Below are 25,644 nucleotides of genomic sequence, written 5' to 3' on the forward strand. Positions count from 1 at the left end.
ATGTGAAAAGAGTTTGAGATGGATATTCAAAATATCATTTATTTCGTGTTCGCTGCGGTATTGCTCAGTTGTGCAATCGCCGTGGTTACGGCACGTAACCCGGTTCACTCCGCCTTGTTTCTGATCGCATCGTTTTTTTCTGCTGCGGGCATTTGGATTATGTTGCAGGCAGAATTTCTTGGCATTTTGCTGGTGCTCGTGTATGTCGGCGCGGTGATGGTATTGTTTGTCTTCGTGGTGATGATGCTCAACCTCAATACGGTCAAAAAGCGTGAAGGGTTTAAGAAAACCTTGGCGCTGGCCTTAGGTTTGGGCGCATTGGTGATTGTACAAATTGGTTCCGTGATTTTTCACTATTTGCACCGTCCGGCCAAGCCGAATGCGGCGGAAATGCTGGTAAAAGACGGTTCGAATACCCGTCGCATCGGCGAGGTGTTGTACACGCAATATGCTTTGGCGTTTGAGTTGGCTGCTTTGGTGTTGCTCGTTGCCTTGGTAGCGGCGGTGGCGATTACTTTGCGCAATCGCAAGGGTGCTAAAGAGCAAAACCCATCCAAACAAGCACAAACTCGCGCTCAAGATCGTTTGCGTATGGTCAATGAAGCAGCGGATGTTGATGCGCGACAAACTTTGGTTGACCAGTCAGTCAAGTCAGTTAATACACAGGAGTCATGATGCCTACGTCTTATTATGTGATTTTAGGTGCGGCGTTATTTGCGATCGGCGTGGTTGGTATTGTACTGAACCGTAAAAACATGATTGTTTTGCTGATGTCGATTGAGTTGATGCTGTTGGCAGTGAATACGAATTTTATTAGCTTTGCGCATATGCTGGGCGATGTCTCTGGCCAAATTTTTGTGTTTTTCATTATGACGGTTGCGGCGGCTGAAGCGGCGATTGGTTTGGCGATTTTGGTGGTATTGTTCCGCACGATGGATACCGTCGATATGGATAAACTGGATAATTTGCAGGGTTAATGCGGATTTGAACCAGTAGCAATTGAGATCGGATGCGTCAGGCAAAACGACGTCTCCGAGGTGTAAAAAGTATTAGATAGATTAGACAATAAGCGAGAAAACAATGAAATCGTTGTACCTCATCATTCCGTTTGCGCCATTGGTCGGCTCGATTTTGGCAGGTATTTTTGGCAAACAGCTTGGGCGTTTGCCATCTGCGATCGTGACGATTCTGGGTGTGTTGATTGCGTTCATCGGCTCGTTCATTGTCTTTAACGACGTTCGTGCAGGCAATGTGTTCAATGGCTCGGTGTATACATGGGGGCAAATCGGTGATTTGAAATTGGAAGTCGGCTTTCTGATTGATAACCTGACCACCATGATGATGTGCGTGGTGACATTTGTTTCGCTGATGGTGCATATTTACACCATGGGTTATATGAAGGATGACCCAGGCTATCAACGCTTCTTCTCATACATTTCTTTGTTTACCTTCTCTATGTTAATGCTCGTGATGAGCAACAACTTCTTGCAACTGTTCTTTGGTTGGGAAGCTGTGGGTTTGGTGTCTTATCTTCTGATTGGTTTCTGGTATACCCGTCCGACCGCTATTTTTGCCAATATGAAGGCATTTTTGGTCAACCGTGTCGGTGACTTTGGCTTCGTTTTGGGTATCGGTTTGATTTATGCTTTTGCCGGGTCTTTGGATTATGCGGCGGTGTTTGCCAAGCGCGAAGAGTTGGCGCAAATGTTGTTCCCGGGTACCGACTGGATGCTGATTACCACCATTTGTATCTGTTTGTTCATCGGTGCGATGGGTAAATCGGCGCAAGTGCCTTTGCATGTGTGGCTGCCGGACTCAATGGAAGGTCCAACTCCAATTTCTGCATTGATTCACGCGGCAACGATGGTGACCGCAGGTATCTTCATGGTCAGCCGCATGTCGCCGCTGTTTGAATTGTCCAATACCGCCTTGTCCTTTGTCTTGATTATTGGTGCGGTTACTGCGTTGTTCATGGGCTTTCTGGGTATTGTTCAAAACGACATCAAACGTGTGGTGGCGTATTCAACGTTGTCGCAGTTGGGTTATATGACCGTGGCTTTGGGTGTGTCGGCTTACTCTGTTGCGGTATTCCATTTGATGACGCACGCGTTCTTTAAAGCCTTGCTGTTCTTGGGTGCGGGTTCGGTCATCATCGGTATGCACCACGATCAAGATATGCGCAATATGGGCGGTTTGCGTAAGTACATGCCAATCACTTGGATCACTTCATTGCTCGGTTCGTTGGCTTTGATTGGCACGCCGTTCTTCTCAGGTTTTTACTCAAAAGATTCGATTATCGAAGCAGCGGCTGAATCGCATCTGTTCGGTTCTGGTTTTGCCTATTTTGCGGTATTGGCCGGTGTGTTCATCACTGCGTTCTATTCGTTCCGTATGTATTTCCTCGTGTTTCATGGCAAGGAGCGTTGGATGCAGGCATCTGCACACCATGCTCATGACGATGCACATGATGACAGCCATGATGAGCATCACCATGGCTTGGGGCCAAATGACAAGCCACACGAATCCCCATGGGTGGTGACCTTGCCATTGATTCTGTTGGCGATTCCATCCGTGATTATCGGTTTCCTGACCATAGAGCCGATGCTGTTTGGCGACTTCTTCAAAGGTGTCATCACGGTCGATAGCGAAGCCCATCCTGCGATGGCAGAGCTAAAACATATTTTTGAATCACATGGTGGTGCTGTGGGTATGGGTACGCATGCCTTGATGACCGCTCCGTTCTGGTTGGCTTTGGCGGGTGTGGCGTTGGCTTATTTCTTCTATATGGTCAAACCGAGCATTCCTGCTGCCATTAAAGAGAAAACACCGATCATCAACAATATTTTGGAAAACAAATACTACTTTGATAAATTCAACGAAACCGTGATCGCTGGTGGCGCACGTAAAATCGGTGAGTTCTTGTGGAAAGTGTCGGATAGCAAGCTGATTGATGGTTTGATCGTCAATGGTGCGGCAAAAGTGGTGAATGTGTTTGCGCAAGCGATGAGCTTGTTCCAGTCCGGTTTGATTTACCAGTACGCGTTTGCGATGGTTATCGGGGTGATTTTCTTCTTGTTTATTATTGTGACGCTTTGATGGTATTGTTTGGTACCGTCAATGGCATGGGTTTTGTAATTAATAGTTAACGATTGGGGGCGACTCTACGGTTCAGTGGTTTGGATCAGCAGGTCGGCTCGATATTAAAAAGTGGTAGCGATATGCATATGCCTTGGTTAAGTTTAGCGATTTGGGTTCCCATCTTGTTTGGTGTGGTGACACTGCTTTTAGGGCGCAGCGACCGTGATGGTCTGGCGCGATGGGTTGCCTTACTCGGTGCGATCGTCAGTTTCTTGATCACGATTCCGCTGATCGTCGGATTTAATGGGTCAACGGCGGCGATGCAATTCGTTGAGCAACACTCTTGGTTGCCCAGCATCAACGCAAGCTATGCTTTGGGCGTGGACGGCCTGTCCGTTTGGTTTATTCCTCTGACTGCGTTTATCACCGTTTTGGTGGTATTGGCCGGTTGGGAAGTGATTACCAATAAAGTGGCGCAGTACAATGCCGCCTTTTTGATTTTGTCCGGTTTGATGGTCGGCGTGTTTGGTGTGACCGATGGCTTTTTATTTTACATCTTCTTTGAAGCGACCTTGATCCCGATGTACATCATCGTGGGTGTTTGGGGTGGTCCGAATCGTGTGTATGCGGCGTTTAAATTCTTCTTATACACCTTGATGGGTTCGTTGCTGATGTTGATCGCCATTGCTTATCTGCGCTATGCAACCGGCACATTCGATATTGCCGCGTGGCATGATTATCCGCTGGCGATGTCGGTGCAAAAATTATTGTTCTTCGCGTTTTTGATGGCGTTCGCGGTGAAAGTGCCGATGTGGCCGGTGCACACATGGTTGCCGGATGCGCACGTGGAAGCGCCGACCGGTGGTTCGATGGTGTTGGCGGCGATTATGTTGAAGCTCGGTGCATACGGTTTCCTGCGCTTCTCTCTGCCAATCGCACCGGATGCCTCGCATGCATTGGCTCCGCTGATGATTACTTTGTCGCTGATTGCTGTGGTCTACGTTGGTTTGGTGGCCTTGGTGCAGAAAGACATGAAAAAACTGGTGGCGTACTCGTCCATCGCGCACATGGGCTTCGTAACCTTGGGCTTTTTCATGTTCAACCAACAGGGTCAAGGAAATAACGTCGCGATGCAAGGTGCGATTTTGCAAATGATTTCACACGGTTTTGTCTCCGCCGCTATGTTCTTCTGTATTGGTGTGATGTATGACCGCGTACACAGCCGCGAAATCTCTGCCTATGGTGGCGTGGTCAACACGATGCCGAAATTTGCCGCGTTTTTCATGTTGTTCACTATGGCCAATGCCGGTTTGCCAGCTACCAGTGGCTTCGTCGGTGAGTTTTTGGTGATCATCGGTGCGGCTAAGTTCAATTTCTGGATCGCTGCGATTGCCGCCACGACCTTGATCGTTGGTGCTGCTTATTCACTGTGGATGTACAAACGCGTGGTATTCGGTCCGGTTGCGAACCATCATGTGGCGGAATTGACCGATGCCAATGGTCGTGAACTGTTGATCTTGGGTTTATTGGCGGTGGCTGTATTGGCAATGGGTCTGTATCCATTCCCATTCACGAGCACCATTGATGCTTCAGTGAATGAGTTGATTCAGCATGTGGCGCAAAGCAAATTGCCTGTCAAGCCATAATTGATGAAGCGCTCACGAAGCCTAAGTAATTATTTTGTAGCAGCTATTTTAAGAATTCTAATCGGTTAGAACGAGGTTAAAACGTTATGCCAAATTTTTTCATTGTTTACCCTGAGATCGTGTTAGCGATTTTCGCAACGGCGGTATTATTACTCGAACTGGGGACACACAACGATGCGTATCGTCGGATCATTCACGTTGTCAGCTTGATCAGTTTGGCAATCGCAGGCGTTTTAACGGCTCGCTTGCTGCACTCTGGCGTCAATTTGATGGCGTTCAATGATATGTTCGTCTCTGATCCGTTGGCGAACCTGGCCAAAATGTTCTCGCTCATTTGTGTGGCAGTGACGTTTGTGTACGGTCAGCGTTATGCGGTCGAGCGCGGTTTTTTGAATGGTGAGTTCTACAGCTTGAGCTTGTTCTCATTGGTCGGTCAGTTGGTGATGATCTCGTCCAATAACTTGCTGGCTTTGTATATGGGTTTGGAGTTACAGGCTTTGTCTCTGTATGCGCTGGTGGCCTTGCGTCGTGACCATGTGCGTTCGATTGAGGCAGCGATGAAGTATTTCATCCTGGGCGCGATTGCTTCCGGTTTGCTGTTGTTTGGTATGTCGTTGGTGTACGGTGCAACTGGCGGTAGCTTGAGCTTGACGGAAATTGCGAATAAGGTCGCGGGTGGTCATGCCGATACGCAAATGCCGATTTTGATTATGGGCTTGGTGTTCTTGGTCGCTGGTGTGGCGTTTAAACTGGGTGTGGTTCCTTTCCATATGTGGGTTCCTGACGTTTATCAAGGTTCGCCAACGCCTGTCACTTTAATGATTGCAGCTGCGCCGAAAATTGCCGCCTTTGTGATGGTCGTGCGTTTGTTTATCCAAGGTTTGCCGCACTTGTCGATTGATTGGCAACAAATGTTCGCGGTTTTGGCGGTGCTCTCCTTGATTCTTGGTAATCTGGCAGCGATCCGCCAAAAAAGTTATAAACGTATGTTGGCGTATTCGGGCATTTCGCACATGGGTTTTGTGCTGTTGGGCTTTTTGTCTGCGCGCGCGGGTGTTGATCCATACACCACAGCATTGGGTGTCGGGCATGCGTTCTACTATGTGATTGTGTATTCCATCACCACGCTGGCCAGCTTTGGTGCGATTCTGGCGATGACGCATGCGGGCTTTGAAGCGGATCAATTGGATGATTTCAAAGGCTTGAACCAGCGTAATCCTTGGTTGGCATTCTTACTGCTGTTGGTGATGTTCTCGTTGGCCGGTATTCCGCCGTTGGTTGGTTTCATGGCGAAATTCGTGGTGATTCAAGGTTTGGTTAATGCAGGTTTGTTCAAGCTGGCCTTGGTGGCGGTTCTGTTCTCGCTCATCGGTGCATTCTATTATCTGCGTGTGGTCAAGTTGATGTACTTCGATAAACCGGAAAATACCACACCGATTCAGTTCTCAGCCGTTCAGCACGGTGTCTTGACCGTCAACGCTTTGGCTCTGATTGTATTGGGCGTGTTACCAAACGGCTTGATTCAAATGGCCGTCAATGCGGTCTTGAAAAGTTTGGGTGTTTAATTGAATATGTCGGCTATATGGGTGATTCTCGCCGGTCTGGTATTGGCGACTTTGCCTATGCTGGGTGATCGCAGTGTGTTTGCAATACCGCTGTTGAAATCATCCAAGTCCGCTTGGGTGCGTGTATTGGAATTTGTCATTGCCTATGCGATCTGGATTTTAGTTGGACGACTGTTGGAAGCGCAGGTAGGACAGGTCAACAAGCAAGGCTGGCAGTTCTATGTGGTTACTTTTTTGCTGTTTATTGTGGCCGCATTTCCTGCGTTTGCGTGGCGCTATTTGTGGCGTCGCGCTTAATGGTGATTAGTTGAAAATTGAACGCGTGGCTGTCCACGCGTTTTTTATTAGATGAATGAAGAGGTGTGTATGACTCAAGCGTATGATGTGAGCCAAGTGCAGCAATTGGAACAATTGGAACAAGAGGAGGGCTTGGCTGAGCAAACATTGGATGATCGGTTGATGTATGAGGGTGATTACTTAAAACTCCATCGCGCCACTGTGCAACTGCCCAATGGTGCAACCTCGTATCGTGAGTACCTTAAACATCCCGGCGCGGTGATGATCATTCCGTTGTTTGAGAATGGCGATGTACTGCTGGAGCGTCAGTATCGTTATCCGATGCGCAAAGTATTCATCGAATTTCCTGCAGGAAAAAAGGATGCGGGCGAAGCGCCATTGGAGACGGCCAAGCGTGAATTGCTGGAGGAAACCGGCTATCGTGCCGAACGCTACACGCATGTGACTGACATTCACAACGCGCTGGCGTACTGCGACGAGGTGATTCATTTTTACTTGGCCGAAGGGCTGATTCAAGCGGGCGAACAGCAGTTGGATGACAATGAATTTGTGCAAGTATTGCGCGTGCCTTTGAGTCAATTGATGACGTGGATTAAAAACGGTTGGGTTTCGGACGTGAAAACCCAACTGGGTGCATTTTGGCTGCAAGATTATTTGAAGCAATCATAAAGGAAAGGATTCAATATGCCGCATTGCTGTATCGAATATACGCCAAACGTATTGGCGAAAATGGATAAAGCCGAACTGCTGCACACCGCACATCAGGTCATGCTGAGTGCGGGCTTGTTCGGGGCCGCAGATGTGAAAACCCGTGCGCACGAGGTGAGTGATTTTATTCTGGGTGAGCAGCCGCTCCAGCAAAGCGGTTTTATTCATATCATCATTTATTTGTTGAGCGGTCGCACGGCTGAGCAAAAGCAGGCCTTGACGCACAGCATGGCGCAGGCGTTGCGTGCAAAGCTGCCTGATTTAGCGAGCATCACCGTGGATATTCGTGATATGACACGTGAGACCTACGCCAAAGATGTGATGTGATTGGCGTTGTGATTTGCCGGATTTACCACAGCGATTGAAAAACATCATCCATTAAAGTGAGTTTTTGCTTGCAATTGGTTTTGAAAAAGACTATAAATACATATGTTCGCCGCTCCGTTGCTAAAGATGTGAGCGGCTTTGGAGAAAATTACCTTATGTTGTACGCACAATCATTTTATTTCTGGCACTTTACACGAACTGGCGGTGGATCTGTTCGGTAGCCTTGTGCGACCCAAATAAACGAAACCGCTAATGCCCGATTAGCGGTTTTTTTGTGCCATTTTTTTAGATTTTGAATTATTTTAAAGTGAAAAGGAAACACCATGCAGATCAATACCGATGACGTGCGGATTAAACGAATTGATGAGCTTGCGCCGCCGGGGCACATCATGCGCGAATTTCCACTGTCTATGCAGGCCTCACAAATCACCTACAACTCGCGTGAGGCGATTCATCGTATATTGCACGATGCGGATGATCGCCTCGTGGTCATCATCGGACCGTGCTCGATTCACGATCCGGCCGCCGCAATCGACTATGCCAAACAGTTGGTCGTGGCTCGCGAGCAGTACAAAGACACATTGGAAATCGTCATGCGCGTGTATTTTGAAAAACCCCGAACGACCGTTGGCTGGAAAGGTTTGATTAACGATCCTGGTTTGGATCAAACCTTTGATATCAACAAAGGTCTGCGCATGGCGCGAAAATTATTGTTAGAAATCAACGAATTGGGTTTGCCCGCAGCGGTTGAGTTCCTCGATATGATTTCTCCGCAGTACATCGCCGATTTGGTGAGTTGGGGCGCGATTGGTGCGCGTACCACCGAGTCGCAAGTGCACCGTGAGTTGGCTTCCGGTTTGTCTTGCCCCGTCGGTTTTAAAAACGGCACGGACGGCAATGTCAAAATCGCCATTGATGCGATTCAGGCCGCGCGTCGCCCGCACCATTTCCTGTCTGTTACCAAAGCAGGCCACTCCGCCATTGTTTCAACCAATGGTAACGAGGATTGTCACTTGATTCTGCGTGGTGGTAAAACCCCGAATTACGACGCGGCCAATGTCAATATATCGTGCGAGCAAATTGCCAAAGGCGGTCTGCCGCAACGCATCATGATTGACGCATCGCACGCGAACTCCGAGAAAAACCCTGAGCGTCAATTGCCAGTATGTGAAAACATCGCCGAGCAGCTCGCGGCGGGTGACGAGCGGATTTTTGGCGTGATGGTTGAGAGTAATTTGGTTGGCGGTCGTCAAGATTTGGTCGAAGGCCAAACGCTCACCTACGGTCAAAGCATCACCGATGGCTGCATCAACTGGGAAACCTCGCAAAAAGTGCTGCAAATTCTGTCGGATGGTGTTGCCGCGCGTCGCCGTGCGAAGCTCAATAATTACAACGAACAGTAAGCCCAAGGAATCGCTATGAGCCTCATGGAGCGTTTTGCCAATACGCCGCAACCACCGTGTTACGTGGTAATGTTCACGAATCAACGTACTGAGCGCGATGACGAAGGCTATCATGCCATGGCACAACGTATGTTGGAATTAGCCGCGCAGCAGCCCGGCTACCTCGGTGCGGAAAGCACGCGTGATGCGGATGGGTTCGGCATCACGCTGTCGTACTGGGACAGTTTGGCGCACATTGCGCAGTGGAAAAACCACGCCGAGCATCAAATCGCGCAGGCCAAAGGTAAAAGTGACTGGTACGAAGCCTATTTCACCCGTATTGCCAAAGTGGAGCGCGCCTACGCGATGTTGCCAAACCATGAGGAACGTGTACAATAAGCCGCGCGATTTATTTTTTCTTGAAAGGACACACGTTATGACCAGAAGCATCATCAGCACCACCAACGCACCGGCAGCCATCGGCCCGTATTCACAAGCCGTAAAAATTGGCGCCTTTGTTTTCACCTCCGGCCAACTCGGCATGGATCCGGCCAGTGGCGCGCTGCTGGACAGCATTGAGGAGCAGGCACATCAAGCGTTTAAAAATCTCTCCGCGATCCTCACCGAAGCGGGCGGCGATCTGTCTGATGTGGTCAAACTGACCCTGTTTGTGACTGATTTGAACGACTTTGCCACGGTCAATCAAATCATGACGCAATACATTGCCGAGCCGTTCCCTGCGCGTTCAACAGTGGAGGTGGCCGGTCTGCCTAAAGGCGCGAAGTTTGAGGTGGAAGCCATCGCGCAGATTGCACATAAAGATTAACAAAAAGAAAAAGGCTCGGTTTCGAGCCTTTCTTCTTATGGAGACTGAATGAGTCAAATAACCATCCAGAGATTGAATCCGGCGCATGCCGAGGACTACCGTGCATTGATGTTGGAGGCGTATGAACGCCACCCCGATGATTTTTTATCTCATACCCGCTCTGGCGATTTTTTCGTCTAAATATTGGCCAAACAGTTGAATAATTGTTCAATTGTTGTATAATTCACTGCCGTTTGAGGAGTGCGAATATGAGGGATGAGTCACAGGATATTGAGCAGCTGGCGGATGTGTTCAGTTTGCTGGGTGAGCCGACGCGTTTGCGTATTGTGCTGGCGTGTTTTGAGGCGCCGAAAGGCGTGGGTGAAATCGCTCAGGATTTGAATTTGAGTATGTCGCTGATCAGCCATCATTTGCGTTTGTTGCGCGCCGCACGCATTGTGCATGCGGAGCGCGTGGGTAAACATGTGTATTGCCGTTTGACCGATGTGCATATTCGAGCGATGCTCAGTAATATGCTGGAGCATATCGGTGAGGACGCTGAGTAATTTTTAATTAAAGGATCTTGGGGAAGATTATGTCGATTTTTCATCATCACGATGATGGCGATGCGCATCATCAGCATCAGATGCATTACAACGCAGGCCGATTCCTCGGCTTTGCTTTATTTTTAACCGGTGCTTTTGCGATTGTCGAGGTGATTGCGAGTTTCGCCTCGGGTTCATTGGCTTTGCTTTCGGATGCGGGGCATATGATTACGGATTCGGCGTCGCTTGGGCTGGCGTATTTGGCGCAGCGCTTTGCGATGCGTCCGGCGTCGTCGAAGCTGTCGTTTGGCTACACGCGGGTGGAGATTGTCGCGGCGTTTGTCAATGCGCTGTTCATGCTGGTGATTATCGGTTGGATTGTGTTTAAAGCGGTGGGTCGTTTGATTGAGCCAACGCCGGTTGCGGGTGAAACGGTGACGTTGGTGGCGACTTTGGGTTTGTTTGTGAATCTGTTGGTGGCGTGGTTAATCATGCGCGACCAAACCTCGATGAATGCGCGTGCGGCATTGGTGCATGTGATGGGTGATTTGCTCGGCTCGGTGGCGGCGATTGTCGCAGGCTTGGTGATTTCGTACACGGGCTGGTTGCCGATTGACCCGATTTTGTCGATGCTGGTGGCGGTGTTGTTGCTTAATTCAACTTGGCGTTTGCTCAAGGAGTCGGGCTGGCATTTGCTGGATGCTGTGCCGCATCAGATTGATTATGAGGGCGTAGGAAGGGATTTGCAAAATGTGGAGGGCATTGCCTCGGTGCATGATTTGCATATCTGGAATATGTCGCCCGATCATCCGATGCTGACTGCGCACGTGACGCTCAAGCACGATGTGCGCTGGCCGATTTTGCTCGAATCAGCGCGCTTGATGCTGCGTGACAAGCATAAAATCGAGCACATCACCTTGCAGCCGGAATGGGAGGATGAGGGGATTGTGTATCGTCCGCCGAGCAATCCGCCCGCGCATCTGAGCGATGGAACGGTGTGCCCGACCAACTCTGCGGTGCATTGAGTGGCTGTGGGTAATGCGTGGTGTCGATGATGGCAAAAAACAGGCGGGGAAATCCCCGCCTTATTTTTTGTGATGAATTACTCCGAGCCTAAAAATCCACCGCTTTGATGCGCCCACAGTCGCGCGTACAAGCCGTTTTTGGCCAAGAGTTCATGGTGCGTACCTTGCTCAATCACTTGTCCTTGGTCGAGCACGATCAGCCGATCCATAGCGGCGATGGTGGACAGACGATGGGCGATGGCGATTACGGTTTTGCCTTCCATCAGCTCGTACAGGCTTTCCTGAATTGCATTTTCTACCTCGGAGTCAAGCGCGCTGGTGGCTTCGTCGAGCAATAGAATCGGTGCGTCTTTGAGCATGACACGAGCAATGGCGATGCGCTGACGCTGGCCGCCGGAGAGCTTGACGCCGCGCTCGCCAACGTGGGCGTCGTAGCCGGTGCGTCCTTTGGCGTCGGTCAGTTGCAGAATGAAGTCGTGCGCTTGTGCGCGTTGCGCCGCGAGCATCATTTGGGCATCGTTCGCGTCGGGCTTGCCGTAGACGATGTTGTCGCGAACCGAGCGATGCAACAGCGAAGTGTCTTGCGTAACCATGCCGATTTGTTGGCGCAGGCTGTTTTGCGTGACCTCGCGGATGTTTTGCCCGTCGATCAGAATTTGCCCTTCGTTCAAATCGTAAAAACGCAGCAGCAGATTGACGATGGTGCTTTTGCCCGCGCCGGAGCGTCCGACCAAACCGATTTTTTCGCCCGGCGCAATGTTCAGGTTCAAATGCGTCAACAGCGGTTTTTTCTCATCGTAGCGGAAGGTCACGTCTTTAAATTCAATTAAGCCGCGCGATACGCTCAGCGCCTGTGCCGCCGGTGCATCCAGTACCGTGTGCGGTTTGGACAATGTGTTCATGCCGTCCTGAATCGTACCAATATGCTCGAATAACTGCGCGGTTTCCCACATAATCCAGTGCGACAGGCCGTTCAGACGCAGCGCCATTGCGGTCGCAGCGGCGAGTGCGCCGACCTGAATTTGCCCGTTTTGCCACAGCCACAAGCCCAAACCGGCGGTGGAAATAACCAAGAGCATATTCAGCGTATGGTTGACGAATTCGAGTTTCGTGACCAGACGCATTTGCGCGTACACCGTACCCATGAATTCGCGCATCGCGCTGCGGGCGTATTCGGATTCGCGTTTGCCGTGTGAGAACAACTTCACCGTGGTGATGTTGCTGTACGCATCGGTGACGCGACCGGTCATGAGTGAACGCGCGTCGGCCTGCGCCTCGGCGGTGATTTTCAGTTTGGGGATGAAATAGCGCATGCCCAAGCCAAAGGAGACGATCCACAGCACAAACGGCAACAGCAGCCATGCATCAAAGCTTGCCAAAATCACGCCCATCGTCAGGAAATACACCAAGACATACACCAGCATATCGGCACAGATCATGATCGTATCGCGCACGGCCAGCGCGGTCTGCATTACTTTGGCCGAGACACGACCTGCGAATTCGTCTTGGTAAAAGCTCAGGCTTTGCTGAAGCATCAAACGGTGAAAATTCCAACGCAGACGCATGGGGAAATTGCCTTGCACGGTTTGAAAACGCAGCGCCGACTGGGCGAAAATCCACAGCGGGCTAAAAGCAATCAGGCCAAACATCAACAGCAGCGCGTAACGCTTTTGCGACCACAGCTCGTTGGGCGAGAGCGTGGTCAACCAATCCACCAGTTTGCCCATCATTTGAAACAGGTAGGCTTCGAATACGCCGATGCCCGCCGTCAAGATAATGACGGCGAGCAGCCAGCCACGCAAGCCATCCAAACATGACCAGATGAACGGAAACAGGCCGGATTTGGGCGGTGTTGGCTCGGTATCGGGGTAGGCGTCAATACGCGATTCAAACCAATGGAAAATTTGGGGTAACATATGCAATACAAACAAAATCAAAAAGATAACAAGGTGTCATCATACCACGATGGTCTTTGTTCCGAACGCAACGGGCTCGCGATCTGCGCTCGATGTATCTGATGCGCTACAGAGTAACGGCGGCCTTGTCATAAATTTGTCACATTGCATACGGCTGATTTCCCACATAATGTAGGCTAAAACCATGAATTTTAGTGAGTGCCATGATTAAAACCGCCACCAAATCCCCCATGAGCAAAATGCCATTGCCCGCAAAAAACTATCTGAACCGTGAACTGAGCCTGCTCGCGTTTAACCGGCGGGTGCTGGCGCAGGCGCAGGATGAGCGCGTGCCTTTGCTGGAGCGCTTGCGCTTTTTGTGCATCGTGTCGAGTAACTTGGATGAGTTTTTTGAGATTCGTATGGCGGGGATCAAGGAGCAAATTCGCGCTCAGTCGTCCTCCGTCAGCGTTGATGGCAAAACCCCGCAGGAGACCTATCGGCTGGTGTCCGCGCAGGTACATCGACTGGTGGATGAGCAGTATCAAGTGCTCAATCAGATGATTTTGCCGCAGTTGGCTGAGCAGGGCATTCGGTTTTTGCGTCGCGCGACGTGGACACCGGAGCAGCGCGAATGGATACACCAATACTTTTTGCGTGAGCTGATGCCGGTACTCACGCCCATTGGTTTGGATACCTCGCATCCGTTTCCGAAAGTTTTGAATAAAAGTTTGAATTTCGCGGTGGAGCTGGAGGGCAAAGATGCCTTCGGCCGCCATGCGGATGCAGCGATTGTGCAAGCGCCACGCGTGTTACCGCGCGTGATTCGCCTGCCGCAGGAATTGGTTGATGTGGAATACGGCTTTGTGTTTTTGTCCTCGGTGCTGCATGAGTTCATGCACGAATTATTCATCGGCATGAATGTGTTGGGCTGTTATCAATTTCGCGTGACGCGCAACTCCGATTTGTTTGTCGATGAAGAGGAAGTGACCAATCTACGCACCACCTTGCAAGGAGAATTGCCGCACCGACACTTTGGTGACGCGGTTCGTTTGGAGGTGTCGGACAATTGCTCACCGGCGATGGCTGCGTTCCTGACCGCACAATTTGGCTTGGATGAGCACGACGTGTATCGCGTCAATGGGCCGGTGAATTTGGTACGGCTGATGCAGGTGCCCGATTGGGTCGATCAGCCCGCGTTGAAATTTGCCCCGTATCGCGTGGGCGTGAATAAAGAGCTGAGCAAAGGTAGCAATATTTTTGAGGCCATCGGCAAGGGCGATATTCTGCTGCACCATCCGTACCAATCGTTCGCGCCGGTGATCGAGTGGCTGAATGATGCGGCGCATGCCCCGAATGTGGTGGCGATCAAGATGACGGTGTACCGCACGGGGACGGATTCGGAGCTGATGCAGTCGCTGATTCGCGCAGCGCAAAATGGCAAGGAGGTCACGGTGGTGGTCGAGCTGATGGCGCGCTTTGACGAGGAGGCTAATATCGGCTGGGCGACGAAATTGGAGGAGGTCGGCGCGCATGTGGTATACGGTGTGGTCGGCTACAAAGTCCATGCCAAAGCGCTGCTGATCGTGCGGCGCGAAGCAGGACAATTGCGCAAATACGCGCATTTGGGCACGGGCAATTATCATCCGAAAACCGCACGGCTGTATTCGGATTTTGGCCTGTTGACCGCGAATCCTGAGATCACGCACGATGTGAGCGAGGTGTTTAAACAATTGACCGGATTGGGCAAAGCGCGCACGCTGACGCATCTGTGGCAAGCGCCGTTTACCCTGCACAGCAATATCATGGCGCGTATTCGTGCCGAAACCGAGGCCGCGCGCGCCGGAGGCAAGGCGCGCATCATCGCGAAAATGAATTCGCTGCAAGAGCCGCAGATCATTCACGCGCTGTACGAGGCTTCGCAAGCCGGTGTTAAAATTGATCTGATCGTGCGCGGTTTTTGCCTGTTGCGCCCAGGCGTGAAAGGGCTGTCGGAAAACATCCGTGTGCGCTCAATCATCGGGCGCGTGTTGGAACACCACCGTATATTTTATTTCTACGCGCAGGGGCGCGAGGATGTTTACCTCTCCAGCGCGGATTGGATGGAGCGCAATGTGTTCAAACGCATCGAATTGGCGTTTCCGATATTGGATAGAAAAATCAAAAAACGCGTGATTCACGAAGGTCTGCGCGTCTATCTGAGTGACAATCAGCAGACGTGGGAGATGAACGGCGAGGGTGGCTACACGCGGCGTAAACCGAGCAGCCGTCAGGTCAAACCGCGCAGTGCGCAGATGGGCTTGATGCATTTATTGGGAGAGCTTGGTTAAATGGAACTGTTTTGGGTGTCGTTGGCGGCATTGCTCGCTTCGTGCTTGACCTTTTTCTCAGGATTTGGCCTGGGAACTTTGCTCATGCCTGTGGTCGCCTTGTTTTTGCCGGTGGAGGTGGCGATTGCCGTGACCGCCATCGTGCATTTGGCGAATAATTTGTTCAAATTGGCTTTGGTGGGCAAAAAAGCCGACTGCTCGGTGGTCTGGCGTTTCGGCGCGCCCGCCGTATTGGCCGCATTGCTCGGCGCATGGCTGCTCAATATGCTGTCGGGTTTGCCCACCTTGTTTGAATACCAATGGCTCGGGCGTGAGTTCGCGGTATCGGTGGTGAAATTCATCATTGGCGTGCTGATTTTGGCCTTTGTCTGGCTGGAGCTGTCGCCGCGCTTTGCCAAAATGAGTTTTGATGCGCGTTATTTGCCGCTGGGCGGCGCGCTCAGTGGTTTTTTTGGCGGACTGTCGGGGCATCAAGGCGCATTTCGCAGCATGTTTCTAATCAAATCCGGCCTGGATTCGCAACGCTTCATCGCTACCGGCGTGGTGCTGGCGGTGCTGGTCGATGTCGCGCGGATGCTGGTGTATGGCTGGAGTTTTTCGGCAAACACGGCGAATGTTCAGTGGACGATGGTCTTGTCCGCCTCGTTCTCGGCTTTTGTCGGTGCGTATCTGGGCGCCAAGCTGCTGCATAAAGTGACACTACGCACGATACAACGACTGGTTTCGGTATTGCTGGTGTTGATCGGTTTGGGTTTGGTGACAGGACTACTGTGAGGGGGCATAGAGCCTGAGTGATGCGTTAATGTAATGGCGTCATAACGCTCATAGGCCTTATCCGTAGGTGAATCCATGCCAAAAACGCTATAGAAAATATCTTGGATCGGCTATACTCACTCACTTTCAATATCCATTTGGAGTGTCGCTGTATGTTGCCCGTAACCGCGCTAAAAGACATGTTCCCGGTCATCATGACCCCCAGCCATGATGGCAAATATTTTCACAATTACACCGTTTCGCTGCTCAATCTCGTCATAGAAGCACAAAAGATCGGTATGTCCTTGCAAGTTGTCCTGCACCGTGGCGAGAGTCTGATCACCCGTGCACGCAATGATTGTGTAGCGAAGTTTCTGGCCAATCCGCAATGGACACACCTGTTTTGGATTGATTCCGATATCGGTTTCAGTATCGAAGCGGCGCTTCGTCTGCTGCTCTCCGATCACGATATTGCCGCCGGTGTGTATCCGCTCAAACGTGAAAATTGGCCGGCGGAGGGCATCCCTGCTGGTATGACGCAGGCGCAATTTGAAAGCCATTACACGCGCTACACCGTCAACACCGATGGCGTGAATGAGAACAATGAATTGCAACTGGATATTTCGGAAGATGGTTTTCTTAAGCTCGACGAAGCGCCGACCGGATTCATGGTCATCAAGCGTCAGGTGTTTGAACGTCTGGTACAAAGCTATCCGGATTACCAATACGTTCCCGATGCGGTCGGTGTTGAGGACAAGGGGCTGCACTACCGCTTTTTCGACGTGATGGTTGACCCGAAAACTCGTCGCTATTTGTCCGAAGATTACGGCTTTTGCCGTCTGTGGAGCGGGCTGGGCGAACATATCTATGTGGATTGCCACTCCAATCTGACGCATCAAGGTGCGAAACTCTACAACGGACCGTTTTACAAATCTCTGAGGGACAACCTCTCCTCTGCCATTGGCGCTCCGAAGGGTGCGGTGATGAAGTTGAGCGGATTGCAGTATGTGCCGAAAGACGAGTTGTAAGTCAATGACCCGAATCGGAATAAAAAACCGCGCTACTCAAACAGTAGCGCGGTTTTCATTTTAGAAGCAGTTAAACCTTCAGTTGTTTAAACGCCTTTTGCGCCGCCGCGATGGTGTTCACCACATCATCTGCGCTGTGTGCGGCGGAGACAAAGCCTGCCTCGAACGCCGATGGCGCGAGGTAGACGCCTTCGTCCAGCATGGCGTGGAAAAATGCGGGGAACAGGTCGGTGCGCGAGGCCATCATGTCGGCAAAGCTCTGCGGCTTTTTCTCGGCAAAATACAGGCCGAACATCCCGCCTTCGCAGTCGGTGGAGAAGGGTACGCCCGCCACCTGCGCGGCGTATTCGAGGCCATTCATCAGTTGGCGCGTGCGTTCATACAGATTTTGGTAGAAATTCGGCTCGGAAATGATGTCCAGCGTGGTCATACCCGCAGCGACCGCGACTGGATTGCCGGACAGTGTGCCCGCTTGATACACGCCGCCGAGTGGTGCCATGTGCGCCATGATGTCGCGGCGACCGCCAAACGCGGCGACCGGCATGCCGCCACCGATGACTTTGCCCAATGTGGTGATGTCGGCTTGCACGCCGTACAGTCCTTGCGCGCATTGTTTGCCCACGCGAAAGCCGGTCATCACTTCGTCAATAATCAATACCGCGCCGTGCTTCGTGCATAATTCGCGCAGGGTTTGCATGAATTCAGGCGTGGCGCGCACGAAATTCATATTGCCTGCGATTGGTTCGAGGATGACGCAGGCGAGCTGATCGCCTTTTTCCTTGAACAGGGTTTGCAGCGCCTCAACGTCATTGTACGGTAATACCAGCGTGTCTTTGGACACGGCTTGCGGCACGCCCGCAGAGGATGGATTGCCAAAGGTCAATAGGCCGGAACCGGCTTTGACCAGCAGGCTGTCGGAGTGGCCGTGGTAGCAGCCCTCGAATTTCACCAGTAAATCGCGGCCGGTGAAACCACGCGCGAGGCGAATCGCGCTCATGGTCGCTTCGGTGCCGGAGGAGACGAGGCGAACCTGCTCCAATTGCGGCAGCATCGCGCACAGTTTCTCGGCGATTTCCACTTCGGCACGCGTCGGTGCGCCGTAGCCGAGGCCGTTTGCCGCGGCTTCTTGCACCGCTTTGACCACACGCGGGTGGGCGTGGCCAACGATGATCGGACCCCATGAGCCGATGTAGTCGATGTATTTTTTGTCGTTTTCGTCCCAGAAATACGCGCCTTCGGCACGCTTGATGAAACGCGGTGTGCCGCCGACGGAGCGGAAGGCGCGCACGGGTGAATTCACGCCACCCGGTGTGGTGGTTTGGGCGCGGTCAAATAGGGCTTGGTTTTGGTCTAATGCAGTCATTGTCATGTCGTTTAAAGGTTATTGCAAAGTGTTGGATGAAGGCGCAGGGCGTTTGTTGGGCGATTGCTCGACTTCGGCGGTTTCGTCCTCGGTTTGGCGCGTCCAGTAAAAACGGTCAGGGATTTTTTTGCCCATGCCCATGCTGATGCCAAACCGCAGGGTTTGCCAGGTGTATTCGAGCGCCTCGCCGACCGCTTGCGGTGTGGGTTGGCCATGGGCGATGAGCGCGCTGATGGCGGCGGACAAGGTGCTGTTCGCGCCCAAAAATGCGTCTTTCAAACGCGGCGTGGTGTCGGTGCGCAGCAGTCCGTCGCTGGAGAATAGTTGATGCACCACCTGCGAGTCTGGCGTTTTGGCATCGGTGGCGAACACATATTCGCAACCGGAGGAGAGCAGGGCTTGCGCGTGCGCATTGGCCAGCAGTTGCGGATGCTCCTCTTCAATTTGCGTGAAGTTGTGTTTGACTTCGGCCAGTTGGCGCAGCAGATGACGCTGGGCAATCAGCAGATTGGCGTTGGGTAAAATCAATTCATGCGTCGCGGTGATGATGTCTTCGGCGTTGTTGCCGTCGTCGTCATCGGCCACGAGAATGGAGGGCGCGAGAATCACCGGTACTTGCGGATAATCGGCCATGATTTCAGCGATGACGCGTACGATTTGCACATCGGGCAAGACGCCGATTTTGATCGCGTGAACCACGGAGTCTTCAAGCAAGGTGCGCGCCTGATCGTCCACCCAGTCGGCGTCCAGCGGAATCACTGCTTCGAGTCGGCTGAAATCACCAGCCAGTAGGGTGGTAGCGACGGTGAACGCGCTGGCTTCTAAGCTGGCGCAGGTCAGCGCATCGGCGGCAATGCCCGCGCCACCGGTCGGATCGTGTGCATTAAAACTCAAAACGATGGGGTAACTCATGCGAAACCTTGATAAAATAAGGGTTGTCTTTTAGGTGAGCGCATGGGACTTGAAGTCTGCGATATGCGCCCCAGATGCTGTATTGTACCGTGCTACGATACGCTTGGGTATGTGTTGATTTAAATTTAAGGATGAGTATGAAAACGTGGATGTGTTTGGTGTGCGGCTGGGTTTATGATGAGGAACAAGGTTGGCCGGAGGATGGCATCGCGCCCGGTACAAAATGGGAGGATGTGCCGTCGGACTGGATCTGCCCGGAATGCGGCGTGGGCAAAGCGGATTTTGAAATGGTGGTGATCTAATCTGTTGTTTGCAATTGAATTAAAAAACCGGTAGTCATGAGCTACCGGTTTTTTTATCGCCTGCAGGGAGGCGTATTCAATGATGAATTTGCGCCAGCATCGCGCTGGTTTTGTCCAGCATATGGTGTTCCACCGCATTGAAAGCGCGCGCCAAGGCGAAGCCATAGGCATACGCGTCCGCGCTACCGTGGCTTTTGATGACCACGCCGCGTAGGCCGACCAGCGCGGCGCCGTTGTACGGGCGATTGTCCACGCGATGACGAAAACCATTGATCGCGGGCATGGCGAATAAGGCGGTCCATTTGCGCCACCATGATTTTTTGAACTCTTCGGTCATGTGTTCGCGCACCAATTTGCTCATGCCCTCGGAGGTTTTGAGCAAGGCATTGCCGACAAAACCATCGCACACAATCACGTCGGCGCCGCCGGTGAAAATCTGGTTGCCTTCGACATTGCCGATAAAGTTGATGGGCGTGTTTTTGAGTAACTCAAACGCCTGTTTGGTCGCCTCGTTGCCCTTCATTTCTTCGTGACCGATGTTGAGTAGACCGACGCGCGGATTGGTTGCATGCGCGTGCTCCATCGTTGCGGCGGCAAGCGATGAACCCATCAGGGCGAACTGCTGCAAATGCTCGGCGGTGCAATCCACATTCGCCCCCAAATCCAGCACCACCGTGCCGGTTCCTTCCAGATTCGGCATGATTGAGGCAATCGCCGGGCGGTCAATGCCATCCAATGTTTTGAGCACAAAGCGAGCAATGGCCATCAGCGCGCCGGTATTACCGGCGGAGACGACGGCGTGCGCACGGCCTTCTTTCACCAGATTGATCGCTACGCGCATGGAGGAGTCTTTTTTACGGCGCAGAGCCGATTCGACCGCCTCATGCATTTCCACCACTTCGGATGCATGCACGATTTGGCAGCGCTCGGATTCGGTGAGCTGATGTTGCGCGAGCGCAGAGCGAATCTGTGTTTGCTCACCGACCAGCAGCAAGCCCGCGTCGGGATGGGTGCGTAAAAATTCAGCGCAGGCAGGCAAGGTCACGGGCAATCCGTGATCGCCGCCCATGACATCTACGGCAATGATGGTTTTTTGCAGGCTCATATGGTGTGCTAAATAGTTGAAACCGTGAATTGCAAAGCGACTGTTTAATCCGATCGGATGGTCCGACTCAATTTAAACGACAAAAAGCTGGTAAATACCAGCCTTGCCATGTCGCTATTGCCGACGAGAATTCTTAATCGTTGCGCACAGATGCACATCGATTGACGCAAAATTATTCGTCGTTTTTAGTTTTAACTACTTTTTTGCCACGGTAAAAGCCGTTCGGGCTAACGTGGTGGCGCAAGTGTACTTCACCGGTCACCGGTTCGATCGCCGTAGCAGGACCCGTGATGAAGTCGTGCGAACGGTGCATACCGCGTTTAGAAGGTGATTTTTTGTTTTGTTGAACAGCCATGATAAACTCCAGAAACTCCAAACAGAGAATGCGCGATTATATAGGAAAAATTCATCTTTGCCAAGTTGTATTACACTTTTGCGTGGTTTTTGAGGCAAATTGTTGAATTTATTGATTTTTCAGTGTGCGTAAAGCGTCAAACGGCGAGGCCTTTTCACCCGCTGACATCGGGAGGGTTTTATCGCATTGCTCATGCGCGATGACGATCGGCAGGCTCAGAATGATTTCATCCTCCATCAATGTGAACGTGTCAAAAGTTTTGCTGCCGACGATTTTTTCAATACCTGCGGTGCCTGCGGCAATCGCGTTGAGCTCCTCTTCCTCGTCGTCCAATTCGGCTTCGGTGTGAACCAATTCGAGAGAATTATCCACGTCTACCGCATACGCCATTTCCTCCAAACAGCGTTGGCAGCGCATCATCAGCGTGCCGGTGATGCGAATGTGCATGATGGGGTGCTTTTTCTCGTCCAATTCACCCGATAGCTCGTAATGCAGCGCACCGTCGTGGCGCGTCAAGTCGCTGGCCAAGCGGGTCAGCAGGTTGATGGGCAATTCGCCTTGCTTGCTGGCATGCTCTTTGCATAGGGCAAATACGTCGATTGTCCAGGGTGATGCGTGGGCTGTGCTCATAGTGTCTTTCGTAATGTTCGAGGGTGTGTCTGTGCGTAAATCCTGCGATAATAATGACTTCGCTTAAATGATTTGAAAATTATAACAGAGGTTTTATGGTTGACACATCCCATCCCGAACTGATTTTAGGCTCATCTTCTCCCTATCGCCGTGAACTTTTAGAGCGTTTGCGTCTGCCGTTTCGCGTGGTCAGCCCGACCATTGACGAGACGCCGCATGCGGGCGAAACGCCGGTGGATACCGCGTTGCGACTGGCGCTGGAAAAAGCCCGACACATCGCGCGCAGTTATCCGAATGCGCTCATCATTGGCGCGGATCAAGTGGCCACTGTGAATGGCGAGCAAATCGGCAAAGCGGGTGGCTTTGACAAGGCCTTGGCGCAACTGCAAATGATGCGGGGCAAAACTGCGCTGTTTCACAGTGCTTTATGCCTGTATGACGCGCGCAACGACACCTATCAACTGGACAATATTGTGACCAAGACCACGTTCCGCGATTTGTCGGATGAAGAGTTGGCCGCGTATTTGCGCATCGAACAGCCGTATGATTGTGCAGGCAGTGCAAAAGTTGAGGCGCTGGGCATCACCATCCTCGAAAAAGTCGAGTCCGACGATCCGACTGCGTTGATTGGATTGCCGTTGATTGCGTTGACGGGTATGCTGCGCAAAGCGGGGCTGACATTGTACTGATGACTCATTTTTAAATAAGTGTAAAGTCGGTTCAGTTCATCATATTTCAGTAGTACCATTTTCACTGACACTATTGGTGGTCAATTATTTTGTGGAGAAATATGATGAAAAAATTTGGAATGATTCATGTGTTGTTGCCGGTATGGCTGTGTGCGTGTATGAGCAATATGGCGAATGCAACAACGGCGGCAGAAATGACGGCTGCGCCCAATGTCATACCCTCGGCGGCTCAACCAAGCATTTGGGGTAATGCTTACGGCGGCGCGGATAAAAGTTATGATACCGAGCTTTTGCACCTGCGCGCGCAAATTGCACCACGTTTTAAAATCCTGCAATTTCATGATTTGGTCACAGGCAAAACCATGGCCTACAATCTGTACATTCCCAAAAACTATGACCCGAAAAAACGCTATCCATTGGTGTTATTTATGGCAGATTCCAGCACGGTGGGTAAAGGAGCGGCGGCGCCATTGATGCAAGGTTACGGCGGCATTATCTGGGCGACCGATGAGAGTCAGGCCAAGCATCCGAGCTTTGTGCTGGTTCCTGCTTTTGCTGGCCCTGATAATGTGACCAATGATAATTGGGGCGTGAGTGACGAGCTGGATATGGTCTTGCGTTTGCTACAAAAAACCGTAGTGCAGTACTCGATTGATTCAAACCGTTTATACACCACGGGGCAATCCATGGGCGGTATGATTTCATTTTATCTTAATGCGAATCATCCGGATTTGTTTGCCGCCTCGTTGTTTGTCGGTAGTCAATGGGACGTGAATGTGCTTGCGCCGTTGGCGAATCAATCCTTCTTTTATATTGTTTCCTCTGGTGATCCGAGAGCCTCTAAAGGCATGAATGAGCTGGGCGCTATGTTGAAAGGCAAAGGCGCTAGCTATGGCCAAATCGAATTCGCTGCTAATCTGCCGCAGGCGGAGCAAGATCGTAAAGTGCAAGACCTCATCGCACAGGGCAAACGAATTAATTTCGTCCAGTTCACCAAAGGAACTTTAGTGCCGGCGTCCATTAGGGGCAGTGAAATGTTTGTCGAACATATGTACTCGTTCGATCACGCGTATTTACTCAGTCCGGTGCGAGACTGGCTGTTTCAACAGCGCAAGCAGTCACACTCAAGCAAATAATTCATGAGGCTTGCGCTTTGATAGGGGGTTGGCGCATATTGGGTACACATATAAGCGCGGATCAATCGGCATATCGATAGGGAGAGAAACTGCGGATACTCGTCACAAATGGCGCGCCACACTACAAATAGAAACCATAAAGAGGCGCCACAATGGCGCTTTTTTGATCCTCCCACGCAGTCATGAGCTGAGTGGGGTGGGATGTAGGTCATAATTAAAACAAGATAGGGAAGGTGTTTATGTTGCAAAGAGGTATCTACGGACTGGGTGTATTGTGTCTGCTGTCGGCGTGTCATCAAACGGTTCAAAATGAACCGGTAAATGAACAGGTAAAGGCGCCGGTTCAGACTGCGGCGCATGTCACAGCGGCGCATGTGCCAAAACCGATTGAATGGGCGAGTTGTCGCCGTCCTGAATATCGATCGTGGTTTACGCAGAAGATTCCGTCCAATTTGCAATGCGCGTCTTTGGATGTGCCGCTGTCTTATGACGCGGCGCCATCGTCAACCGATACGATTGCGCAACAACGGGTCACACTCACGCTGACGCGCCTGCCTGCGAAGCAGCAAAAGCAAGGTGATTTGGTGGTTTTGGCCGGTGGTCCCGGTGAATCAGGGATGAATCCGTCGGTTACGCCATCGGCGGCGAATGCGCCTTTGCTGGCGGCTTACGATATCATTGGCTACGCACCCAGAGGTGTTGCGCCTTCCACGCCAACCATATCCTGCCCGATTGCAGCGAATGATTCATCCGATAGCACGGTGTCTGAGAATGAGCTGTTTGTGCGCGCTTGTATTGAGCATACGGGCTTGGATGTATTAAAGCACATCAGCACCCGCGAAGCGGTCTATGACTTGGAGCAAATTCGCAAGGCTTTGGGCAATGAAAAGCTGACGGCAATTGGCTACTCGTATGGCACGAAGGTGGTGGCCAGCTATGCAGAACAGTTTCCTCAATCGGTGCGCGCTTTGGTGCTGGACGGCGTGGTTGACCTGTCGGAGGACTACTTCACTCAGCGTATCAATCAAGAAAAAGGCTTTCAAGCCACTTTTGAGCGATTTGCCGCGTATTGCGCGCGCGAACGAGTTTGTTTTCTATCGTCAGATCCGCAAACGGCTCAGACGCAGTTTCACCAATTGTTGAGAAAATTGGAGTCAAAACCTCTGGTGGTCAATGCGCGCACACGCATCGGGGTGGATGAGGTGTTGTCTGCGATGGGAACGTATCTACTCTGGGATGATCACTGGCCGGATTTGGCGCGTGCATTGCAGGCGTTGAATCGCGGTTCGGCGCGACCTTTCGCCCAACTCATGCAGCAATTGCCAAATGAAGCGTCTAATGAAGCATTGGGCGCTATCAATTGTGCCGATGGCGCGGTACACTTGGACAAAGAGAATGCCTTGGCGCAGTGGCGACGTGTGGACGAGGCCGCCACGTTCAGCGACCATCGACCAAAAACCGAGGCGGAGTTATTCGAGTCCTGTCATTTTTGGCCGCACGTAGGAACCGATCAAGCGCGTATTCCCGTGGTTGCCAAAGAGTTGCCCAAGCTGCTGTTTGTCGCGCAACGACACGACCCGACCACACCGTATGCGAATGCCGTTCGCATGGCGCAGTATTTCAACAGCCCGTTACTCACGCGCGAAGGCGATGGCCACACACTCGTGTTTAGCGGCATCAGCTCGTGCGTGGATCAAGAGGCCGTTGCCTACCTGCTGCAAAAGGATTATGAAGCCAAAGACCGAAGTTGTGCTTCGTAGTGGTATTG

Annotated in this window: 27 protein-coding genes; 21 read left to right on the plus strand and 6 right to left on the minus strand. The window is 51.7% G+C overall.

What is annotated here, in order from left to right; genetic code table 11:
• Positions 1-18 precede the first annotated feature (18 nt).
• The 14 genes from ACZ41M_RS00345 (at position 19) to ACZ41M_RS00410 (ending at position 11,378) form a co-directional block, all read left to right on the plus strand.
• Complete coding sequence (locus ACZ41M_RS00345) at positions 19-675, plus strand: NADH-quinone oxidoreductase subunit J (RefSeq protein WP_464730831.1); 657 nt, start codon at positions 19-21, stop codon at positions 673-675.
• A complete protein-coding gene (gene nuoK / locus ACZ41M_RS00350; RefSeq protein WP_464730830.1) occupies positions 672-977 on the plus strand; it encodes an NADH-quinone oxidoreductase subunit NuoK in 306 nt (101 codons plus the stop codon). The genes ACZ41M_RS00345 and nuoK overlap by 4 nt, the downstream gene beginning before the upstream one ends.
• Before the next feature lie 103 nt (positions 978-1,080).
• Positions 1,081-3,096 carry an NADH-quinone oxidoreductase subunit L gene (gene nuoL, locus ACZ41M_RS00355; RefSeq protein ID WP_464730829.1) on the plus strand — a complete coding sequence of 672 codons (2,016 nt, stop codon included), beginning with the start codon at positions 1,081-1,083 and terminating at the stop codon, positions 3,094-3,096.
• A gap of 128 nt (positions 3,097-3,224) precedes the next feature.
• Positions 3,225-4,724, plus strand: a complete 1,500-nt coding sequence (locus ACZ41M_RS00360; RefSeq protein ID WP_464730828.1) for an NADH-quinone oxidoreductase subunit M — start codon at positions 3,225-3,227, stop codon at positions 4,722-4,724.
• An 86-nt stretch (positions 4,725-4,810) separates the two neighbouring features.
• Entirely contained in the window at positions 4,811-6,289 is a 1,479-nt protein-coding gene (nuoN, locus tag ACZ41M_RS00365; RefSeq protein WP_464730827.1) for an NADH-quinone oxidoreductase subunit NuoN, read from the plus strand.
• 6 nt (positions 6,290-6,295) lie between these two features.
• A complete protein-coding gene (locus ACZ41M_RS00370; protein ID WP_464730826.1) occupies positions 6,296-6,586 on the plus strand; it encodes a DUF2818 family protein in 291 nt (96 codons plus the stop codon).
• Positions 6,587-6,655: 69 nt separating this feature from the next.
• Positions 6,656-7,255 (plus strand): NUDIX domain-containing protein, encoded by a 600-nt coding sequence (locus tag ACZ41M_RS00375; protein ID WP_464730825.1) that lies wholly within the window; start codon positions 6,656-6,658, stop codon positions 7,253-7,255.
• Between the two features lie 15 nt (positions 7,256-7,270).
• A complete protein-coding gene (locus tag ACZ41M_RS00380) occupies positions 7,271-7,621 on the plus strand; it encodes a 5-carboxymethyl-2-hydroxymuconate Delta-isomerase (protein WP_464730824.1) in 351 nt (116 codons plus the stop codon).
• Between the two features lie 323 nt (positions 7,622-7,944).
• Entirely contained in the window at positions 7,945-9,024 is a 1,080-nt protein-coding gene (gene aroG, locus ACZ41M_RS00385; RefSeq protein ID WP_464730823.1) for a 3-deoxy-7-phosphoheptulonate synthase AroG, read from the plus strand.
• A gap of 24 nt (positions 9,025-9,048) precedes the next feature.
• On the plus strand, positions 9,049-9,402 hold the full coding sequence (locus ACZ41M_RS00390; protein WP_464732139.1) for an antibiotic biosynthesis monooxygenase family protein: 354 nt from the start codon (positions 9,049-9,051) through the stop codon (positions 9,400-9,402).
• Between the two features lie 37 nt (positions 9,403-9,439).
• A complete protein-coding gene (locus ACZ41M_RS00395) occupies positions 9,440-9,829 on the plus strand; it encodes a RidA family protein (RefSeq protein WP_464730822.1) in 390 nt (129 codons plus the stop codon).
• Between the two features lie 48 nt (positions 9,830-9,877).
• The gene (locus ACZ41M_RS00400) at positions 9,878-10,009 is read left to right on the plus strand and encodes a hypothetical protein (RefSeq protein WP_464730821.1); all 132 of its coding nucleotides are present in this window, start codon (positions 9,878-9,880) and stop codon (positions 10,007-10,009) included.
• Positions 10,010-10,077: 68 nt separating this feature from the next.
• On the plus strand, positions 10,078-10,374 hold the full coding sequence (locus tag ACZ41M_RS00405) for an ArsR/SmtB family transcription factor (RefSeq protein WP_464730820.1): 297 nt from the start codon (positions 10,078-10,080) through the stop codon (positions 10,372-10,374).
• A gap of 29 nt (positions 10,375-10,403) precedes the next feature.
• Complete coding sequence (locus tag ACZ41M_RS00410) at positions 10,404-11,378, plus strand: cation diffusion facilitator family transporter (RefSeq protein ID WP_464730819.1); 975 nt, start codon at positions 10,404-10,406, stop codon at positions 11,376-11,378.
• Between the two features lie 77 nt (positions 11,379-11,455).
• Here ACZ41M_RS00410 and ACZ41M_RS00415 read toward each other — a convergent pair whose 3' ends face one another.
• A complete protein-coding gene (locus tag ACZ41M_RS00415; protein WP_464732138.1) occupies positions 11,456-13,282 on the minus strand; it encodes an ABC transporter ATP-binding protein in 1,827 nt (608 codons plus the stop codon).
• Positions 13,283-13,497: 215 nt separating this feature from the next.
• On the opposite strand from ACZ41M_RS00415, the gene ppk1 reads away from it, so the two are divergent.
• From ppk1 to ACZ41M_RS00430, 3 genes are all read left to right on the plus strand, one after another.
• Entirely contained in the window at positions 13,498-15,603 is a 2,106-nt protein-coding gene (gene ppk1, locus ACZ41M_RS00420) for a polyphosphate kinase 1 (RefSeq protein ID WP_464730818.1), read from the plus strand.
• A complete protein-coding gene (locus ACZ41M_RS00425; RefSeq protein ID WP_464730817.1) occupies positions 15,604-16,377 on the plus strand; it encodes a sulfite exporter TauE/SafE family protein in 774 nt (257 codons plus the stop codon).
• 152 nt (positions 16,378-16,529) lie between these two features.
• On the plus strand, positions 16,530-17,384 hold the full coding sequence (locus ACZ41M_RS00430; RefSeq protein WP_464730816.1) for a hypothetical protein: 855 nt from the start codon (positions 16,530-16,532) through the stop codon (positions 17,382-17,384).
• Positions 17,385-17,454: 70 nt separating this feature from the next.
• Here the strand turns inward: ACZ41M_RS00430 and hemL are convergent, their stop codons facing one another.
• Positions 17,455-18,753: a glutamate-1-semialdehyde 2,1-aminomutase gene (gene hemL, locus ACZ41M_RS00435; protein ID WP_464730815.1), complete on the minus strand. Its 1,299-nt coding sequence runs from the start codon at positions 18,751-18,753 to the stop codon at positions 17,455-17,457.
• A gap of 12 nt (positions 18,754-18,765) precedes the next feature.
• Positions 18,766-19,659 carry a bifunctional hydroxymethylpyrimidine kinase/phosphomethylpyrimidine kinase gene (thiD, locus tag ACZ41M_RS00440; RefSeq protein ID WP_464730814.1) on the minus strand — a complete coding sequence of 298 codons (894 nt, stop codon included), beginning with the start codon at positions 19,657-19,659 and terminating at the stop codon, positions 18,766-18,768.
• Positions 19,660-19,790: 131 nt separating this feature from the next.
• Between thiD and ACZ41M_RS00445 the strand changes: the two genes are divergently transcribed.
• On the plus strand, positions 19,791-19,961 hold the full coding sequence (locus ACZ41M_RS00445) for a rubredoxin (RefSeq protein WP_464730813.1): 171 nt from the start codon (positions 19,791-19,793) through the stop codon (positions 19,959-19,961).
• Between the two features lie 76 nt (positions 19,962-20,037).
• On the opposite strand, the gene plsX is transcribed toward ACZ41M_RS00445, so the two are convergent.
• The 3 genes from plsX to ACZ41M_RS00460 all read right to left on the minus strand — a co-directional run bounded on the left by plsX (position 20,038) and on the right by ACZ41M_RS00460 (position 22,051).
• Positions 20,038-21,066: a phosphate acyltransferase PlsX gene (gene plsX, locus ACZ41M_RS00450; protein WP_464730812.1), complete on the minus strand. Its 1,029-nt coding sequence runs from the start codon at positions 21,064-21,066 to the stop codon at positions 20,038-20,040.
• A gap of 172 nt (positions 21,067-21,238) precedes the next feature.
• Positions 21,239-21,421 (minus strand): 50S ribosomal protein L32, encoded by a 183-nt coding sequence (rpmF, locus tag ACZ41M_RS00455; protein WP_464730811.1) that lies wholly within the window; start codon positions 21,419-21,421, stop codon positions 21,239-21,241.
• A 108-nt stretch (positions 21,422-21,529) separates the two neighbouring features.
• A complete protein-coding gene (locus tag ACZ41M_RS00460) occupies positions 21,530-22,051 on the minus strand; it encodes a YceD family protein (protein ID WP_464730810.1) in 522 nt (173 codons plus the stop codon).
• A gap of 95 nt (positions 22,052-22,146) precedes the next feature.
• Here ACZ41M_RS00460 and ACZ41M_RS00465 point away from each other — a divergent pair, with 95 nt between their 5' ends.
• The 3 genes from ACZ41M_RS00465 to ACZ41M_RS00475 all read left to right on the plus strand — a co-directional run bounded on the left by ACZ41M_RS00465 (position 22,147) and on the right by ACZ41M_RS00475 (position 25,636).
• The gene (locus tag ACZ41M_RS00465) at positions 22,147-22,740 is read left to right on the plus strand and encodes a Maf family nucleotide pyrophosphatase (RefSeq protein WP_464730809.1); all 594 of its coding nucleotides are present in this window, start codon (positions 22,147-22,149) and stop codon (positions 22,738-22,740) included.
• A 101-nt stretch (positions 22,741-22,841) separates the two neighbouring features.
• Positions 22,842-23,876, plus strand: coding sequence for a carboxylesterase family protein (locus tag ACZ41M_RS00470; RefSeq protein ID WP_464730808.1), 1,035 nt, complete (start codon positions 22,842-22,844; stop codon positions 23,874-23,876).
• A 239-nt stretch (positions 23,877-24,115) separates the two neighbouring features.
• Positions 24,116-25,636, plus strand: a complete 1,521-nt coding sequence (locus ACZ41M_RS00475) for an alpha/beta hydrolase (protein ID WP_464730807.1) — start codon at positions 24,116-24,118, stop codon at positions 25,634-25,636.
• Positions 25,637-25,644 lie beyond the last annotated feature (8 nt).

The sequence above is a fragment of the Puribacter membranae genome (genome assembly GCF_055380425.1).